Annotated in this window: 14 protein-coding genes; 10 read left to right on the plus strand and 4 right to left on the minus strand. The window is 62.1% G+C overall.

From position 1 onward, the window contains the following. Positions 1 to 28: 28 nt before the first annotated feature. The 5 genes from atpD to N7568_RS12790 are packed head-to-tail and all read left to right on the plus strand — an operon-like array spanning position 29 to position 6,010. On the plus strand, positions 29 to 1,480 hold the full coding sequence (gene atpD, locus N7568_RS12770; protein ID WP_089595532.1) for a F0F1 ATP synthase subunit beta: 1,452 nt from the start codon (positions 29 to 31) through the stop codon (positions 1,478 to 1,480). A 1-nt stretch (position 1,481) separates the two neighbouring features. Beyond that, positions 1,482 to 1,766: a F0F1 ATP synthase subunit epsilon gene (locus N7568_RS12775; protein WP_261610187.1), complete on the plus strand. Its 285-nt coding sequence runs from the start codon at positions 1,482 to 1,484 to the stop codon at positions 1,764 to 1,766. A gap of 10 nt (positions 1,767 to 1,776) precedes the next feature. Next, positions 1,777 to 2,208, plus strand: a complete 432-nt coding sequence (locus N7568_RS12780; protein WP_261610188.1) for a DUF2550 domain-containing protein — start codon at positions 1,777 to 1,779, stop codon at positions 2,206 to 2,208. A gap of 5 nt (positions 2,209 to 2,213) precedes the next feature. Then, positions 2,214 to 3,512, plus strand: a complete 1,299-nt coding sequence (locus N7568_RS12785) for an alpha/beta hydrolase (RefSeq protein ID WP_261610189.1) — start codon at positions 2,214 to 2,216, stop codon at positions 3,510 to 3,512. Further along, a complete protein-coding gene (locus N7568_RS12790; protein ID WP_261610190.1) occupies positions 3,509 to 6,010 on the plus strand; it encodes a DUF2156 domain-containing protein in 2,502 nt (833 codons plus the stop codon). Before N7568_RS12785 ends, N7568_RS12790 begins: the two co-directional genes overlap by 4 nt. A 165-nt stretch (positions 6,011 to 6,175) precedes the next feature. On the opposite strand, the gene N7568_RS12795 is transcribed toward N7568_RS12790, so the two are convergent. The 3 genes from N7568_RS12795 to nucS form a co-directional block, all read right to left on the minus strand. Continuing rightward, complete coding sequence (locus N7568_RS12795; protein WP_018776337.1) at positions 6,176 to 6,379, minus strand: cold-shock protein; 204 nt, start codon at positions 6,377 to 6,379, stop codon at positions 6,176 to 6,178. A gap of 266 nt (positions 6,380 to 6,645) precedes the next feature. Next, a complete protein-coding gene (gene nagA / locus N7568_RS12800; RefSeq protein WP_261610191.1) occupies positions 6,646 to 7,890 on the minus strand; it encodes an N-acetylglucosamine-6-phosphate deacetylase in 1,245 nt (414 codons plus the stop codon). 47 nt (positions 7,891 to 7,937) lie between these two features. After that, positions 7,938 to 8,633 (minus strand): endonuclease NucS, encoded by a 696-nt coding sequence (gene nucS, locus N7568_RS12805; protein ID WP_261610192.1) that lies wholly within the window; start codon positions 8,631 to 8,633, stop codon positions 7,938 to 7,940. A gap of 57 nt (positions 8,634 to 8,690) precedes the next feature. Between nucS and N7568_RS12810 the strand changes: the two genes are divergently transcribed. Next, complete coding sequence (locus N7568_RS12810) at positions 8,691 to 9,035, plus strand: ATP/GTP-binding protein (protein WP_261610193.1); 345 nt, start codon at positions 8,691 to 8,693, stop codon at positions 9,033 to 9,035. An 18-nt stretch (positions 9,036 to 9,053) separates the two neighbouring features. Beyond that, a complete protein-coding gene (locus tag N7568_RS12815; RefSeq protein WP_261610194.1) occupies positions 9,054 to 9,848 on the plus strand; it encodes an alpha/beta hydrolase in 795 nt (264 codons plus the stop codon). Positions 9,849 to 9,938: 90 nt separating this feature from the next. Here N7568_RS12815 and N7568_RS12820 read toward each other — a convergent pair whose 3' ends face one another. After that, complete coding sequence (locus N7568_RS12820; RefSeq protein WP_261610195.1) at positions 9,939 to 11,231, minus strand: AI-2E family transporter; 1,293 nt, start codon at positions 11,229 to 11,231, stop codon at positions 9,939 to 9,941. A 202-nt stretch (positions 11,232 to 11,433) separates the two neighbouring features. Here N7568_RS12820 and N7568_RS12825 point away from each other — a divergent pair, with 202 nt between their 5' ends. The 3 genes from N7568_RS12825 to N7568_RS12835 are packed head-to-tail and all read left to right on the plus strand — an operon-like array spanning position 11,434 to position 15,324. Continuing rightward, positions 11,434 to 13,191 carry a hypothetical protein gene (locus tag N7568_RS12825; protein WP_261610196.1) on the plus strand — a complete coding sequence of 586 codons (1,758 nt, stop codon included), beginning with the start codon at positions 11,434 to 11,436 and terminating at the stop codon, positions 13,189 to 13,191. A gap of 37 nt (positions 13,192 to 13,228) precedes the next feature. Beyond that, positions 13,229 to 14,224, plus strand: coding sequence for a tetratricopeptide repeat protein (locus N7568_RS12830; protein WP_261610197.1), 996 nt, complete (start codon positions 13,229 to 13,231; stop codon positions 14,222 to 14,224). Then, positions 14,224 to 15,324, plus strand: a complete 1,101-nt coding sequence (locus N7568_RS12835) for an NADH:flavin oxidoreductase/NADH oxidase (protein ID WP_261610198.1) — start codon at positions 14,224 to 14,226, stop codon at positions 15,322 to 15,324. Before N7568_RS12830 ends, N7568_RS12835 begins: the two co-directional genes overlap by 1 nt. The last annotated feature ends 11 nt before the right edge of the window (positions 15,325 to 15,335 follow it).

Here is a 15,335-nt window from a genome sequence, read left to right on the forward strand (position 1 = left end):
ACGCCATCTACTGAGTGAAGTGAGAGAGATGACTGCCACTGCTACCGAACACGTAGCAACGGCCGGTGCCACCGGCCGCATTGCCCGTGTTATTGGTCCGGTTGTCGACGTCGAATTCCCGGCTGACGCAATCCCCTCGATTTACAACGCTCTGACCACTGAGATCACTCTCAACGGCCAGACGAAGACCATCACGTTCGAGACCTCCCAGCACCTGGGTGACAACCTCGTCCGCGCCATCTCCCTGCAGGCAACCGACGGACTCGTCCGCGGTACCACTGTCCAGGACTCCGGCGCTCCGATCTCCGTGCCCGTCGGCGACGGCGTCAAGGGCCACATCTTCAACGTTCTCGGCAAGCCGCTGGACGTCGAAGAGTCCGAGATCAAGGCTGACGCCTACTGGCCGATCCACCGCAAGGCTCCGGCCTTCGCCTCCCTCGAGGGCTCCACGGAGATGCTCGAGACCGGCATCAAGGTCATCGACCTTCTCACCCCGTACATCAAGGGTGGAAAGATCGGCCTGTTCGGCGGCGCCGGCGTTGGCAAGACCGTTTTGATCCAGGAAATGATCACCCGTGTTGCCCGCAACTTCGGTGGTACTTCGGTATTCGCCGGTGTCGGCGAGCGTACCCGTGAAGGTAACGACCTCTGGGTTGAAATGGAAGAGGCAGGCGTCCTCAAGGACACCGCCCTTGTCTTCGGCCAGATGGATGAGCCGCCGGGAACGCGTCTTCGCGTAGCCCTCTCTGCGCTGACCATGGCGGAGTACTTCCGCGATGTCCAGAACCAGGACGTGTTGCTCTTCATCGACAACATCTTCCGCTTCACGCAGGCGGGTTCGGAAGTTTCCACACTGCTCGGTCGCATGCCGTCCGCTGTGGGCTACCAGCCCAACCTTGCTGACGAGATGGGTCTCCTCCAGGAGCGCATCACGTCAACCAAGGGTCACTCCATCACGTCGATGCAGGCCATCTACGTGCCTGCTGATGACTACACCGACCCGGCCCCGGCCACGACCTTCGCACACCTCGACGCGACCACGGAACTTTCCCGTGAAATCGCATCCCGTGGTCTGTACCCGGCCGTTGACCCGCTGACGTCGACTTCCCGCATCCTGGATCCCCAGTACATCGGCAAGGACCACTACAACACGGCTGTCCGTGTTAAGCAGATCCTGCAGAAGAACAAGGAACTCCAGGACATCATCGCCATCCTCGGTGTTGACGAACTGTCTGAAGAGGACAAGATCGTCGTGTCGCGTGCACGCCGTATCCAGCAGTTCCTCTCGCAGAACACCTACACCGCCAAGCAGTTCACCGGCGTTGAAGGCTCCACCGTGTCCATCAAGGACACCGTTGAAGGCTTCACGGCCATCTGCGACGGAGAGCTTGACCACATCGCAGAGCAGGCGTTCTTCAACGTCGGCGGCCTGGATGACGTCGAGCGCCAGTGGGCCAAGATCCAGGAACAGACCAAGTAGTATGGCTGAGCTCGAGGTTGAGATTGTCGCAGCGGACCACTTCGTGTGGTCCGGCGCGGCCAAGATGGTGAAGGCCCGCACCAGCGATGGTGAAATCGGAATCCTGCCGGGCCACTCGCCCCTTCTGGCCATCATGGCCGCGGGCGAGCTGGCAATCCAGCCGGTTTCCGGTGACCGTATTGCGGTAGAAGTCGACGGCGGATTCTTCTCCGTGGACAACGATCGCGTGGTCATTGTTGCTGACAACGCCAAACTGGGCGAAGCGGCTACAGCGGGGATCCGATAGCACGACCTTGATGGACGATTCCCTTATTCCGTTCATCGCCCTGGCAACAGCGTTTACGTTGCTGATCATTTCACTGTGCCTGTTCGGGGTGCGCCGCTTCAACCTGCGGCGTGCCCTGGGCACGGTCGACGCCTCCATTTGCACGGCTGGAAACAGCTGGCAGATGGGGGTTTGTCGTTATCAGGACAATGAGCTTGAGTGGTTCCGCTTGATGTCCCTCAGTGTGATCCCCAAACACAGGTTCAAACGCAGCTCCCTCGAACTTCTGGGCCGCCGCCAACCTACCGAGGATGAACTCGTCAGGATACAGCCCGGCGTCGTGGTGGTTGAACTGCAGTACGAAGGCAAAAAGTTCATGCTGGCCATGAACTTCGACGCCTACGCAGGGTTGTCCTCCTGGCTGGAAGCCGGACCGGTCATCGGCGTCGGTACCTGGCGCTAGGTATTATGGACTTTCTTTCGGACGTCAGCCTTGTTGATGGACCGTTCCTCTGGTTCAGCATTGCTTGCGGTGCTGCCGGTGGGGCCTACCTCCTGTGGCGGCGACGTCGTTCCTGGCCGTTCGTCGTTCTGGCCGCCCTGCTGATGGCAGTGGGCGTCGTGACACTGGTGCACTGGATCCTGGTGGATCTGATGGCCACGTTTTCCGAGAACCTGCCCTTTGAGACCTTGGCCTGGTCGGTGCCGGCAGTCGCTGCCATACTTCTCTGCATTGCCCGGTTCCCTCGAAGTTCCGGGAAGGACCGCTCGCTGAGTGTCTTCGCGATGCTTGGCGTCATTTTGCTGAGCGCGGTTCAAGTTAACCTTTACTTCGGCCTGAACAACTCTGTAGCCGACTTGCTCGGTACCGCGGTTGCGCGGATCCAGCCGCTGGAGACGAGCCTCAAACGCAGCCCTGACGCTCAACCCGGTCCCGACTTTTCCACGTGGAAGGCACCGGAGTCGATGCCGGGGCTGGGAATCCTGCGCAAAGCGGATATTCCGGGTACCGTGTCCGGTTTCGCGGCGCGGGAGGCCTATATCTATCTTCCTCCTGCCTATCAAACGGCGGCCCGGCCCAGCCTGCCCGTACTGGTCCTTTTCTCCGGGCAGCCCGGCGGTCCCGCCGACTGGCTGACTGGCGGCCAACTGCGGTCACAACTGGACCGTTTTGCTGAGGCGCACCATGGCGTTGCTCCGGTGACGGTGGTAGTTGACCCCAATGGAACGGGCAACGGAAACACCATGTGCATGGACAGCCTCATTGCCCAAGCGGACACGTACCTGTCGCAAGACGTGCCTGCCTGGATCAAGTCCACGCTGGACGTTTCCACCGATCCCCGGCAGTGGGCAGTGGGGGGATTCTCTTTCGGGGGAACGTGTGCCATGCAGATGGGAACGGCTCACCCTGAGATTTTTCCGTCCATCCTGGCATTCTCGGCGGAGCGGGAGCCGGCGCTTGCCAAGGACCGAAACAAGACCATTCAGGACTCGTTCGACGGCGATGTTGCAGCTTTTGAGTCCAGAACGCCGTTGGTGTTGATGCAGCAGCGCAACTACGCAGGCAGCGGAGCCTATCTTGCCGCGGGTGAAACGGATCACGAGTTTGTCGACTACATGCATGAGCTCGCGAATGCGGCGCGGAACGCTGGCTTTGAAATCGAAGAACACTCCATCCAGCATGCAGGGCACTCGTGGGACGCAGTGGTGAGGGGAATGCCGGGGGCGCTCGGTTTTCTCTCCGGGCGGTGGGGGCTGCCGCAATGAGCCTTGCGGTGAGAGGCGTGGTGAGGCCCGCGATGTTGCAGGCGGGCCGGCATCTGCGGGCCACACCGGTCACACTTTTTGTGCTGGCTTTGTTTGTTGTGCTGTCACTTGTGTCCGGCAGTTTCCTTTCCGGGCCCCCGGAGCCGTGGCTTGCCTTCGCCGGCGTGTCCTTGGAAGGACTGAAGTCGGGCGAGTGGTGGTCAATCTGGACCTCGTTGTTCTTCACCACCAACCCGCTGGCTTATGCCACTGCAATCATGATGATCCTGTTCCTTTTGGGTCTCGCGGAGCGGCGCTTGGGTTCGCTGAAAACCGCGGGTGTGTTCTTGGGCAGCCAGTTTGCCTGCGTCTCTGCTTTTCTTTTGGTCACCCAGGTGGCGCAGCACTCCGATGACGGATGGCTGTCGCGGATGGCGGACACACGGTTGATCGGTCCTTACGGGGCAGTGCTGGCAACTGCTTTGGCTGCCAGCGCGTTGCTTCCCACACTGTGGCAACGACGCTTGCGTACGGTGACGATGTCCATTTCGCTGCTCTTGGTGTTGTACGTGGGGCACGCCGAGACCGTTGTCGGGTTCCTGGGCGCCTTGATCGGCTTGGCTGCAGGGTGGTGGTTGCAAAGCAGCCAGGGACATCTCCATCTTCATCGGTCCACGGGCAGGGAAGTGCGGAACCTCCTGGCCTTGACGATGGCGATCTTCGCTGTGGGACCTATTGTGACGGCGGCAGCGAAGAGCCCGTCCGGCCCCTTGGCTTTGCTGCGGGACGTGATCCTGAATCCCTTGCCCACGCTCGGCCAGTTGGAAACAAACTGCGGGGGAACCATTGATGTCGCCTGCCTGGAGTTGGGCCGGCAGGGTTACACAGGCCCGTTCGGCTTGGCGCTGGCAGTGGTGCCCGTGGCCCTGCTCCTCATTTGTGCCGACGGCATGAGACGCGGGCGACGACTTGCCCTGGGTATCGCGATTGGCGTCCAACTGGTGGTGGTGGCGTTGTCAGCGATTTATCTGGGCCTTTTTGCCGGCATGCCCAGGCCTCAAGGACGTCCCCACGTAACCATGTTGAACTCGGCGGTGGTGCATCTGATACCCCTTGTTTTGGTCCCGCTGGTTCTGGCAGTGCTCCTCTTTGCTTACCGTGGCCATTTCCGGGTGGTGTCCTCAGATCGCCTCCGGCGCAAGGTGTTCTGGTTGGTAGGCCTGACGGGGGCAGCACTCAGCCTCGCGTACACGGCCGTGTGGCTGGCTTCCGGCGGCATGGACCGCGACGGCGGCTTGCTCGGGTTGGCTGCCGAACTCGCCAGGCAGTACCTTCCGGTTCCACTGCCCGGCGTTTACCGGAAAGTCTTCGCTGAACGCGATGTTATGGAGGTCTTCCTCTTCTCCTATTCCGGAACAGTCTTTTGGCTCGTTGCCTTGCTGGGAGTCTGGATATTGCTCATCCGGGGCCACCATGCCGGAGGGCTTGACCACCAAGCCCGCGAAGCAGCCCGGCAGCTGGTCAAGTCGGGAGGTGACTCGTTGTCCTGGATGGCGCTGTGGGAACCGAACAAGTACTGGTTCAACGCCGACCACACCGGGGGAGTGGCGTACCAACAACACGGCAACGTGGCGTTGACGTTGGCTGGACCGATTGGTTCCATCGACCACCACGTGGACACAGCGAAGGGGTTCCTTGAATATTGCTCCCGGCATGCGTTGATTCCCTGCTTCTACTCCTGCACCGATGAGTTGTGGCCCATGCTGCAGTCACGAGGATTCCGCAGGGTTGCCGTTGCCCAGGAAACCCGGCTGCGGATCACGGAGCTGGAATTTCGCGGCAAAGAATGGCAGAACGTCAGAACGTCACTCAACCGTGCCGCAAAGCTGGGGATTTCGGCCAAATGGGGCCGGTACTCCGAGCTGTCGCACGGTGTGCGCGCCCAAGTCAGTGAAGTCTCCGAAGAGTGGGCGGCCCAGAAGAAGATTCCGGAGATGGGCTTCACCTTGGGTGGCCTCGACGAGCTGGAAGACGACGACGTCCTGTGCTGTGTCGCAGTGGACGATCTGGGATTCGTCTACGGGGTTACCAGTTGGCTACCGGTCTACGAGGACGGCAAGGTGGTCAGCTGGACACTGGACTTCATGCGGCGACGCGGAGATGCTTTTCCCGGGGTCATGGAGTTCCTCATAGCCTCGGCCATCATGCACCTCCGTGGATCCGTGGAGGTCATCTCGCTGTCAGGCTCGCCTTTGGCCCGGGAGAGGGGTGAAATCGAACAGGAAGCGGAAGGCCTGGCTGGAATTCTCGACGTAGTGGGGCAGGCTTTGGAACCTGTTTATGGATTCAGGTCTCTGGCTTCCTTTAAATCGAGATTCCAACCCGAGTACCGAACCTTGTACATGTATTATCAGGACCCGCTGCACCTTCCGGCAATGGGACGTGCGCTCAGCCGCGCCTACCTTCCGGGATTGTCGGTGCGGCATTCCGCGAGGTTGCTCCGGACGTTGGTTGGTTGAATAGTCAACGCCTATTCGGCGTGGCGATTCCAGGTTTCTTCACGGTTAGTAACAGTAGTTGTCGAAATATCGGACAATAGGAACCTTAAACACGTAGACCCCGGCTGAAAGGCCGGGGTCTACGTGTTTGTTGAATCTGCAATGCGCAGAATTCAACGGGTAAGGCTAGACGACAGTAACGCCGGTTGCCTGGGGGCCCTTGGCGCCCTGACCGATCTCGAACTGAACGCGCTGGTTCTCATCGAGGGTCTTGAAGCCGCCGGTCTGGATCTCGGAGTAGTGAACAAAAACGTCCCCATCCGAGTCATCCGGGGTGATGAAGCCGAAGCCCTTTTCAGCGTTGAACCACTTGACGGTTCCCAGTGCCATGTATTTCTCCTCATTGTGGAACATCAGTCCGATACACCTCGTACCGGCTTTGTTACTCCGCGAGAAGACCTTGGATTCCGTCCAGGCGGGGCCCGGTTGGTTTCGCAGGAGCTTCACGCTCGCAACTCGTCTTGCGAGCATGAAAACCACCTACACAAAGACTGCTACAACACTTTCATGTGCCCTGCCGGAGGTCAACGGTCTTTTGGGTAATTCGGGAAAATTTTCGGTAAAAAGAAGGTAACGCAAGCCCACTTCTATTCACACTAGGAGAACCACTGGCCGTTGCGCATGACGCCGGTTAGTTCGAGGTCTTCGTTAGTGACAACAACGTCCGCACGCAGCCCACGGCGCAGCCCGCCCAGTTCGTCGGATAGTCCCAGTACAGCTGCGGGTACCGCCGTTGCGGAGCAAATTGCGTCCGGAAGGGCAACGCCGGCAGCCACGGTTTTGCGGACGACCTCCAGGAGGGTGGCGGTGCCACCCGCAATGGAGCCGGTCGCATCAAGAGTGGCGACGCCATCGCTGACGGTTACCGGGGAAGGGCCGAGCATGTAGCTTCCGTCTGACAGGCCGGCAGCGGCCATGGAGTCCGTCACCAGGACAATGTTGGAGGCACCCACCAACTGGAAGACTGTGGCCACTGTGCTGGGGTCCAAATGGGTTCCGTCGGCGATGAGTTCAACAACGGCTTTTCCTTCCTGCGCCATCCGCAGGCATGCCGCTACAGGACCCGGCGCGCGGTGGTGCATGGGCGGCATCCCGTTGAAAAGGTGCGTCACAGTGGGGAGCGAGCTGACGCCGTCGAATCCTGCTGACTCAAGCCCCTCGCGGGCGGCGGCCAACGACGCCGCCGCGGTGGCGTCGTCGCAATCTGTGTGACCCAGCGAGGGTGTAACTCCGTGTGATGTCATCAGGTCAACCAGTGCCGCCGCCCCCGGAAGCTCAGGAGCATACGTCATGGTATGGAGCTTGCCCGCCGCAGCGCCCACGAGCTCGTCCATGAGGTCGAGGTCAGGTTCCAGCAGGTAGTCGGGATTCTGGGCGCCGCAGCGGGCATGCGAAAGGAAGGGACCTTCGAGGTGGATACCGGCCACGAGGCCTTCGTCGGCTAGCTTCACGTAGAGCTCGATGCCACGAAGGAGATCTTCCCGGGGAGCGGTCACCATGCTGGCGAGGACCGTTGTTGTTCCTGAGCGGTGCAGGAAGTCGATGGCTTGACGCGCAGAAGCCTCGTCCCCGCTGGGAAAATCGCCCCCGTTGCCGCCGTGGCAATGTATGTCTACAAGGCCGGGGATGAGGTAGCTGCCGCTGGGGACTCCGAGGCGGACGGCGCTCTGGAAGCCCTCGAATGCCTCAGGATGAAAATCAGTCGCCGGCCCGGCATAGGCGATTCTGTCGCCATCGATGGCCACAAGGCCGTCCTCCACCACCTCGCCATCGCTGACAAGCGTTCCTTTGATGATCTGGTGGCTTGGCGCGGAAGGAGGAAAGCGATCTGGGGCAGTCATGATGTCGATTCTAGTGGCCTGCGGCACACCATCCCGAAGACAAAGACTCAGAAGAGTCGCGACTCGCTGTCGTCCACGCCGCGCATGGCGTCGTAATCAAGCGTCACGCAGTCGATGCCACGGTCGTTTGCCAGAACTTTGGCTTGCGGCTTGATCTGCTGTGCGGCGAAGATCCCGCGGACCGGAGCCAGCAGGGGGTCGCGGTTGAGCAGTTCCAGATAACGGGTGAGCTGCTCGACGCCGTCGATATCACCGCGGCGCTTGAGCTCAACGGCAACCGTGGCCCCGTTACCGTCCCTGGCCAGGATGTCGACGGGTCCGATTGCAGTGAAATACTCACGGCGGATGAGGGAATAACCGGTTCCGAGGGTCTCGATCTGCTCTGCCAGGAGTCGTTGGAGATCGGCCTCCACGCCGTCCTTGATCAGACCGGGATCGGTGCCGAGTTCGTGGGAGGTGTCGTGCAGTTGCTCGTAGATGTTGATGATCAGGCGGTCATCGGTCTTGGCCGATTGGACTGTCCACTGTTCAACCACGCCTTCCTCCACCTCGGTCTCTTCCGGAGTAGTCACCCGCAACGTGGCGGGTGGGCTCATCCAGTTCAGCGGCTTGTAGGAGCCGCCGTCAGAGTGCACCAAAACGGAACCATCTGCCTTGACCAGCAGCAGCCGGGTAGCGAGGGGGAGATGGGCCTTGAGGCGGCCAACGTAATCAACAGAACAACGGGCTATGACGAGTCGCACCCGCCCCACATTACCGTCTCACCATCTACAACATGGTGGCTGGGGCAGAATGGAAGCATGCCCCGTTCCAACCGCCCACGTCGCAACGCGTCCAGCACACGCTCCGGCAATGCCGGCGGAAAATGGACGGAACCGGCGCCGGCGCTCGATCTTGAGCGGGCCCGTGCAGGAATCGCCCGACGTGAAAGCGCACCTGACGGTGAATGGATGGTCAGGACCATGACCGCGAAGAAGGCGGAAAAGCAGTACATTTGCCCTGGCTGTTCCACCGCGATAGTCCCGGGCATCGCCCACTTGGTGGTGTGGTCGGACAGCCACCTGTTCGGACAGGCCGCAGGGCTGGCCGAACGCAGGCATTGGCACACCAACTGCTGGACTGGCCGGACGTACCGCTACCGCTGATTCGATACGCTTGGAAGCATGACTTTCGACCCCGCCACGCTTGTTTTCACCCCTCAGGACGCACCTTCGGAGATCCGTGCTTCCACGGTGCTTCCCGCCCGGCGGGAAAATGTGGAATTTACCACCGAGGACGGCAAGGTACTGCTGGGCGAACTGGCGCTGCCGGAGTCAGGGGACATCACCGCGACGCTGATCACGCTCCACCCGTTGCCCACACACGGTGGGTTCATGGATTCGCACGTCTACCGGAAGGCTTCGTACAGGCTCCCGGCCCTGGCCGGAGTTGCCGTCCTGCGATTCAACACCCGCGGTACCCAGTCGCCGCGCGGAACCAGCGATGGCCGGTTCGAGGAAGGCATTGGTGAGCGCTACGACGTCGAGGCAGCTGTGCGGTTCGCCGTCGAGCGTGGCCTGCCGAACCGCTGGCTTGTGGGTTGGTCCTTCGGCACCGAACTCGCCCTGATGTACGGCGCAGTGGAGCCGGTGTCCGCGCAGATTGAAGGGGCAGTGTTGTTGTCGCCGCCTTTGCACCGGGCCACCGACGTCCACCTCAAGGAGTGGGCCGCATCAGGCAAGCCCATGACGGTTCTGGTGCCGGAACATGACGACTATCTGCAGCCTGCCGAAGCAGCCCAGCGGTTCAGCCTGGTACCGCAGGCCCGGCTGATCGGCGTCGACGGCGCCAAGCACCTTTGGGTAGGTGAGAAGTACGCGGCGCGGGTCCTGGACGAAATTGTCGACGACGTCACTCCCGCAGGTGCCGGCGTTGACGGCTTGCCGCGCCAGTGGGCGGGGCCGGTCGCAAGCGCCTAGTCCGGCAGCGAAGAGTTTTTGTACAGATAATGCCCCTTAACCTCGCGGTTAAGGGGCATTATCTGTACAAAAACCCGGCAGGGGACGAGGTCAGTGCCGGTCTTGGCGGATGATGAAGACTTCCTTGATCAGCAGCATGATCGCGGCCGCTGTGGGAATCGCGATCAGTGCGCCCAGCACGCCAAGCAGGCTTCCGCCCGCAATCACCGAGATCACAGCTACAGCGCCCGGAACGGCTACTGCGCGCTGCATGATGCGCGGTGAGATGAAGTAGGCCTCGAACTGAAGATAGGCGAAGTAGGCAATCGCATAAACCACGGCGGTCTGCCAACCGGCAGTGAGTGCCACGAGGATCACCACGATGGCAGCGATCATGCCGCCCACCAAAGGAATGAACGCCAGCAGGGCCACCACGAAGGCGAGCAGCACGCTGAAGGGGATACCCAGGATGGTCATCACGATGAAAGCGAAGATCGCATTCAGGAGGGCGACGCAGGCCTGGCCGATCACGTAGTTGCCCACGGAGTCGGTGATGGCTTCGGAAAGCGCCTCAACCCGGGGGCGGCGGGATCGCGGAGCCAGGCGGTAGGCCCACTTCTTCATGGATGGCAAAGCCGCCAGGAAGTAGAGGCTCAGAACCAGGACGATCAGGGAACCGAACAGTCCGTTGGCTACGGTGGAACCAAATCCGACAACACCGCCGAAGATGCCGCCCATGGCCTCGGGATCCTTGACGAACTTATCCAGCTCGGTGGTGATCCGGTCGCGTACGCCAAACTGGCTGTCGGCGTTGCGGAAGAAGTCCGAGTCGAGGAAGCCGCGGATCCATTCCGGGGCCTGGCGAACAATTTCCGATACCTGTTCAACGATCGTGGGAATCAGTGTGGCGAAGAATCCGGCGACGGCGAGGACCAAAGCTGACACGGAGATCAGGATGCCGGCGACGCGGGGGACCTTGCGTGACTCGAGCCACCGGACCACTGGGTCCAGGCCAAGGGCGATGAAGAGGGCAGCGACGATCCAGAGGATCAGCTGGGTGGTGTTGCTGGCGATGTAGAAGACCGCCAGGGCAACGCCAACGCCGGCCGTTCCCATGAACCCCACGTAAAGGGGGTGCTGCGATGACATCCGCGGGCCGGGCGCTCCGAAGCCGTGGTCGTCCTCAGGCCGGTGGCCCTCACGCGCCTGATCCGATTCGTCTTCCGGGGGCATTTCGAAGCGAACGCGGTTGCGGGCTCCGGGGATGGGCTGCCTCAGCCTGCGGCTGAGGGCGGCAAGTCGTCCGGTTCGGACGGGAACCGTGGCAGCGGTGGCGTCCGAACCGGCATCCACCGCACGTGACCCGGGCTCATCGGCGGGACGGGGCTCCAAAGGGTCTTTCACGCGGTTTTGCTGCCTTTTCATTGGTGGTTAGGGGATGATTCAGGCGCAGGAGGGCCCGGATATCATGATCATCGCCACACTATCAGGAGCGCTGAATGGCACCGCAGCGGCGCGATGGCGGGGATTTCCGGATGTTGGGGAGATCACCCCGATCTGACTCTCTGATAACAAAACGGTTACCCTTGAAGTTCAACGACCGCTGATGATAGGTGATCCTGTGCGTTTGAAGACTGCAGCCTTGCTGGTGCTGCTGGGCCTGCTGACGATGCTGGCCGGCATAGGCCAGCTGACTTTCTGGGCCCCCTCTGAGACTGTGACGGCCTCGGTTCCCAGCGATACCAAAGCTGCCCCGTTGACCGTGATCGACCAAAAGTTGATTGCCCTCCACGACGGGCCGGTGAAGATCAAGATCCAGGGTGAAGGCAACTTCATCGTCGCTACCGGACGTCCGGACGACGTCGAAGCCTGGGTGGGTGAAACTGCCCACACCACGCTGACCGGCGTGTCGGCGGACCAGAAGTCACTTGAGGTGTCCTCTGTGGACGGTGAAGCAACAGCACCATCCCCGGCCGGATCCGATCTATGGGTCAGCACCGAGGATGCCAGCGGCGAACTCGACTACACCTGGAACCCGCCGGCTGATGGCGAGTGGTCCCTGCTGGTAGCCGGCGACGGAACCCAGCCTGCGCCGTCGTCGATTTCCATGACGTTCCCGAACAACGCCACCACCCCCTGGGCCGTGCCGCTGATCGTTCTGGGCATCATCATCATTCTTGTGGGGGCAGCGCTGCCCTTCGTCGCCAAGGCCCTCAGCAACCGCCGCAAGGACGGCGAGGGTGATGGGCCCCGCGATGGCGGCGAAACCACCACGTTGCCTGTGCAGTCTCCCGCGGGTGACGCAAGCGGCCGCCGCGGTAACGACACCGAGGGCCCGGCATTGCGGGTCACCGCAGTCGCTGCTGCGCTGGCAGCTGTGATGGTTGGCGGAACAGCGGTCGCTGCCCAGGCGACGACCACTCCCGGACCGACCTCCACCAGCTCCGCGGCAGCCCCCGCGGAAGGCGAAGGCGGCAACCCTGTCTTGCTGGAGTCCCAGTTGCAGCGGATTCTGGAGCAGGTAGCCAGCACCGTGGACGCGGCCGATGCTGCCAAGGACGCGGCCAAGCTGGCCCCGCGCGTGGACAAGATGGAACTCCAGATCCGGACGCAGAACTACAAGATCCGGTCAGCAGTCTCGGCCTACGAACCGCGGATGCCGGTTCGTGCCACCAAGCTTCAGAGCAGCGTCATCAGTACCAAGCGTGATTGGCCGCGCACGGTCTTCGCCTTGACGCAGGGCGAGGGAAACGTAGTGCCACAGGTCCTCACGCTCGTGCAGCTTTCTCCGCGTGAAAACTACAAGCTGTGGGCCAGCGCGCCGCTCCAGCCAGGAACCAATTTCCCCTCCTTCCCCGTTCCACGGGAAGGGACGGAAGCCGTGCCCGCCGCCGATAACACTGGTTTGGCTTACAGCGGCAACGAGGCCCTCGGCATCCTGGCCGAAATGTTGACCACCCCTGATTCGCCCAACCGGAGCAAGCTGGCCGACGGGCAATCGTCGCCGTACATCGCTGGTGCCCTCACCTACCAGGCTGACACTGTGAAGAACGGAACCAGTGCCAACTTCAAGTTCACGCACACACCCGTGAACAACCAGACCGTTGTGTTGCGCACTGCTGACGGAGGCGCTCTGGTTGTCGGCCGCCTGGACTTCGCTTTCGAGGGAACGCCCAAGGCTGCAGGCGACAAGCTGCTGCTCGAGGACGATTCCGCAGTTTTCGCCGGGGGCAAGGAAACCACCACGGGGATGGTCCTGAACTTCGCCGAGTCGGTTGCCGTGTACATTCCGCCGGCCGGCTCCACCGATCCCATGGAGCTCGTAGCAGCCACCCGCGGTCTGGTCGGAGCCAGCTTCAAGTAGGCCTGACCATGGCAGGGCAGCGGCTAGAGTGGACGGTATGAGTTCGCCCGGATACCGACCCACTCCAGCCGCTGCCAGCCAGCTCAACTTGCGTGGCGCCGTTGACCTCTCGTCGCTGCGCCGCCCGGCCTCGCCTTCGGCGCCTCCCGGCACCGCAGGCGGTGGGGCTCCACACGGCGGTGGTACGCAAGACACCGCCGACGCCGGCCAGGCGCCCCTTCGTGTGGATGCCACCGAAACAAACTTCCAGGACCTGGTGCAGTTGTCGGCGCAGATCCCAGTCCTGTTCCTCCTCTGGTCGCAGTACGCGCCGGAGTCCCCGGCGGTCCTTGACGCGGCCGAACGAGTCGTTCAAAGCTACGGCGGACGCCTTGTTCTTGCTGCCGCCGATGTCGATGCTTTTCCGCAACTGGCGCAGGCTTTCCAAGTGCAGGCTGTCCCCACCGCTGTTGCTGTGGTCAAGGGCCAGCCCGTTCCCCTTTTCCAAGGTCCCGCCGATGATGCGCAGATCCGGGACCTGGTGGAAGAACTCCTCAAGGTGGCCGCTGCCAACGGGGTCACCGGAAGTATTGGCGAAGCCGGCCAGGGTGAAGAGACTGAACCGGCACCGCTCCCACCGCTCCACCAAGCCGCCATCGAAGCCATCGAGGCCGGTGACTACGCGGGAGCCGCAGCTTCGTACAAGCAGGCTCTCCTGGAGCAGCCCGCGGACGCCGACGCCAAAGCCGGTTTGGCCCAGGTCGAGCTGATGGCGAGGTTGGAGAACCTCTCTGCTCCCGAGGCCGAAAGCCTCCGCGACCTTGCCGCCAAGGAGCCGGACAACATTGACGCCCAGCTGGGGATCGCCGACCTTGACGTCTCCGGCGGACACATTGAGGACGCCTTCAACCGCATCATCACGTTTATCGGCAGGAATTTCGGTCCTGAGCGTGAGACCGCCCGCGTGCGGCTCCTTGAGCTTTTTGAGGTAGTCGGAACCCAGGACGAGAGAGTGGCCAAGGCGCGTCAGGGGCTCGCGAGAGTTCTTTTCTAATGCCATCAGCGCTGTTCTCTCCACTGGAGCTGCGTTCACTCACCATCCCGCATCGGGGGTGGGTATCGCCGATGTGCCAGTACAGTTGCCACCCCGAGACCGGCGAGGGCGTCCCGAACGACTGGCATTTGATGCATCTGGGATCTTTTGCGGCCGGAGGTGCCGCGCTGATTATGAGCGAGGCAGCAGCGGTGAATCCCGTTGGCCGGATCAGCCCCCTGGATGCGGGCCTGTACTCCGATGAGCAGGCTGCCGGTTGGGAACGCATTGTCCATTTTGTGCACAGGCATGGTGCCGTTGAGTGCAAAATCGGCGCGCAGCTGGCCCACGCAGGCCGTAAGGCATCAACGTATTGGCCGTTTTCCGGGCGCTCTGGTTCAGTTCCGGTGTCCGACGGCGGGTGGGTTACCGCCGGGCCGACGAACCTGCCGTTCAACGGCTATGCAGCACCTGCGGCCATGAGCGAGGAAGACATCCAAGGCGTCGTGGCTGACTTTGCGGCAGCCGCTTCCCGCGCAGTTGCCGTGGGGTTTGACACCGTGGAGATTCACGGCGCCCACGGCTACCTGTTGCACCAGTTTCAAAGCCCCCTCATCAACACCCGGACGGATAGTTGGGGTGGAAGCGAAGAGGGGCGGAACAAGCTCATGCTCAGCGTGGTGGACGCGGTGCGGGAAACCATTCCTGATTCGATGCCTCTCCTGCTTCGGATCTCCGCATCCGACTGGGCCGACGGGGGAGTGGACGTTGGGGCGTCAGTCCGACTGGCGCGGTCCGCGGCTGATCGCGGCGTTGATTTGGTGGATGTCTCCAGCGGCGGCGCCGTAGCGCACCAGAAGATCAGGGCAGCCCCCGGCTACCAGGCCGGATTCGCCGAGCAAGTAAGGCGCGACGCCGGCGTCCCCACCGGAGCGGTGGGGCTTCTCACGAGTGCCACACAGGCAGAGGACATCGTTGCCAACGGCAGGGCCGATGCCGTCTTCATGGCCCGTGCGGCATTGCGTGATCCCCATTGGTGGCTGAGGGCAGCTTACGAACTTGGCCATGACATTCCCTGGGTCCCACAGTATGAACGGGCCGTTCCCCGCCACGGCTTCTAGGGCTCCCGCCG

The organism is Paenarthrobacter aurescens (assembly GCF_025421775.1).
GTDB lineage: Bacteria > Actinomycetota > Actinomycetes > Actinomycetales > Micrococcaceae > Arthrobacter > Arthrobacter aurescens_B.

Excerpts from the sequence above, each read along its gene's own strand:
- atpD (WP_089595532.1), top strand. The coding sequence starts at position 29 with ATGACTGCCACTGCTACCGAACACGTAGCAACGGCCGGTGCCACCGGC.
- N7568_RS12775 (WP_261610187.1), top strand. The coding sequence starts at position 1,482 with ATGGCTGAGCTCGAGGTTGAGATTGTCGCAGCGGACCACTTCGTGTGG.
- N7568_RS12780 (WP_261610188.1), top strand. The coding sequence starts at position 1,777 with ATGGACGATTCCCTTATTCCGTTCATCGCCCTGGCAACAGCGTTTACG.
- N7568_RS12785 (WP_261610189.1), top strand. The coding sequence starts at position 2,214 with ATGGACTTTCTTTCGGACGTCAGCCTTGTTGATGGACCGTTCCTCTGG.
- N7568_RS12790 (WP_261610190.1), top strand. The coding sequence starts at position 3,509 with ATGAGCCTTGCGGTGAGAGGCGTGGTGAGGCCCGCGATGTTGCAGGCG.
- N7568_RS12795 (WP_018776337.1), bottom strand. The coding sequence starts at position 6,379 with ATGGCACTGGGAACCGTCAAGTGGTTCAACGCTGAAAAGGGCTTCGGC.
- nagA (WP_261610191.1), bottom strand. The coding sequence starts at position 7,890 with ATGACTGCCCCAGATCGCTTTCCTCCTTCCGCGCCAAGCCACCAGATC.
- N7568_RS12810 (WP_261610193.1), top strand. The coding sequence starts at position 8,691 with ATGCCCCGTTCCAACCGCCCACGTCGCAACGCGTCCAGCACACGCTCC.
- N7568_RS12815 (WP_261610194.1), top strand. The coding sequence starts at position 9,054 with ATGACTTTCGACCCCGCCACGCTTGTTTTCACCCCTCAGGACGCACCT.
- N7568_RS12825 (WP_261610196.1), top strand. The coding sequence starts at position 11,434 with ATGATAGGTGATCCTGTGCGTTTGAAGACTGCAGCCTTGCTGGTGCTG.
- N7568_RS12830 (WP_261610197.1), top strand. The coding sequence starts at position 13,229 with ATGAGTTCGCCCGGATACCGACCCACTCCAGCCGCTGCCAGCCAGCTC.
- N7568_RS12835 (WP_261610198.1), top strand. The coding sequence starts at position 14,224 with ATGCCATCAGCGCTGTTCTCTCCACTGGAGCTGCGTTCACTCACCATC.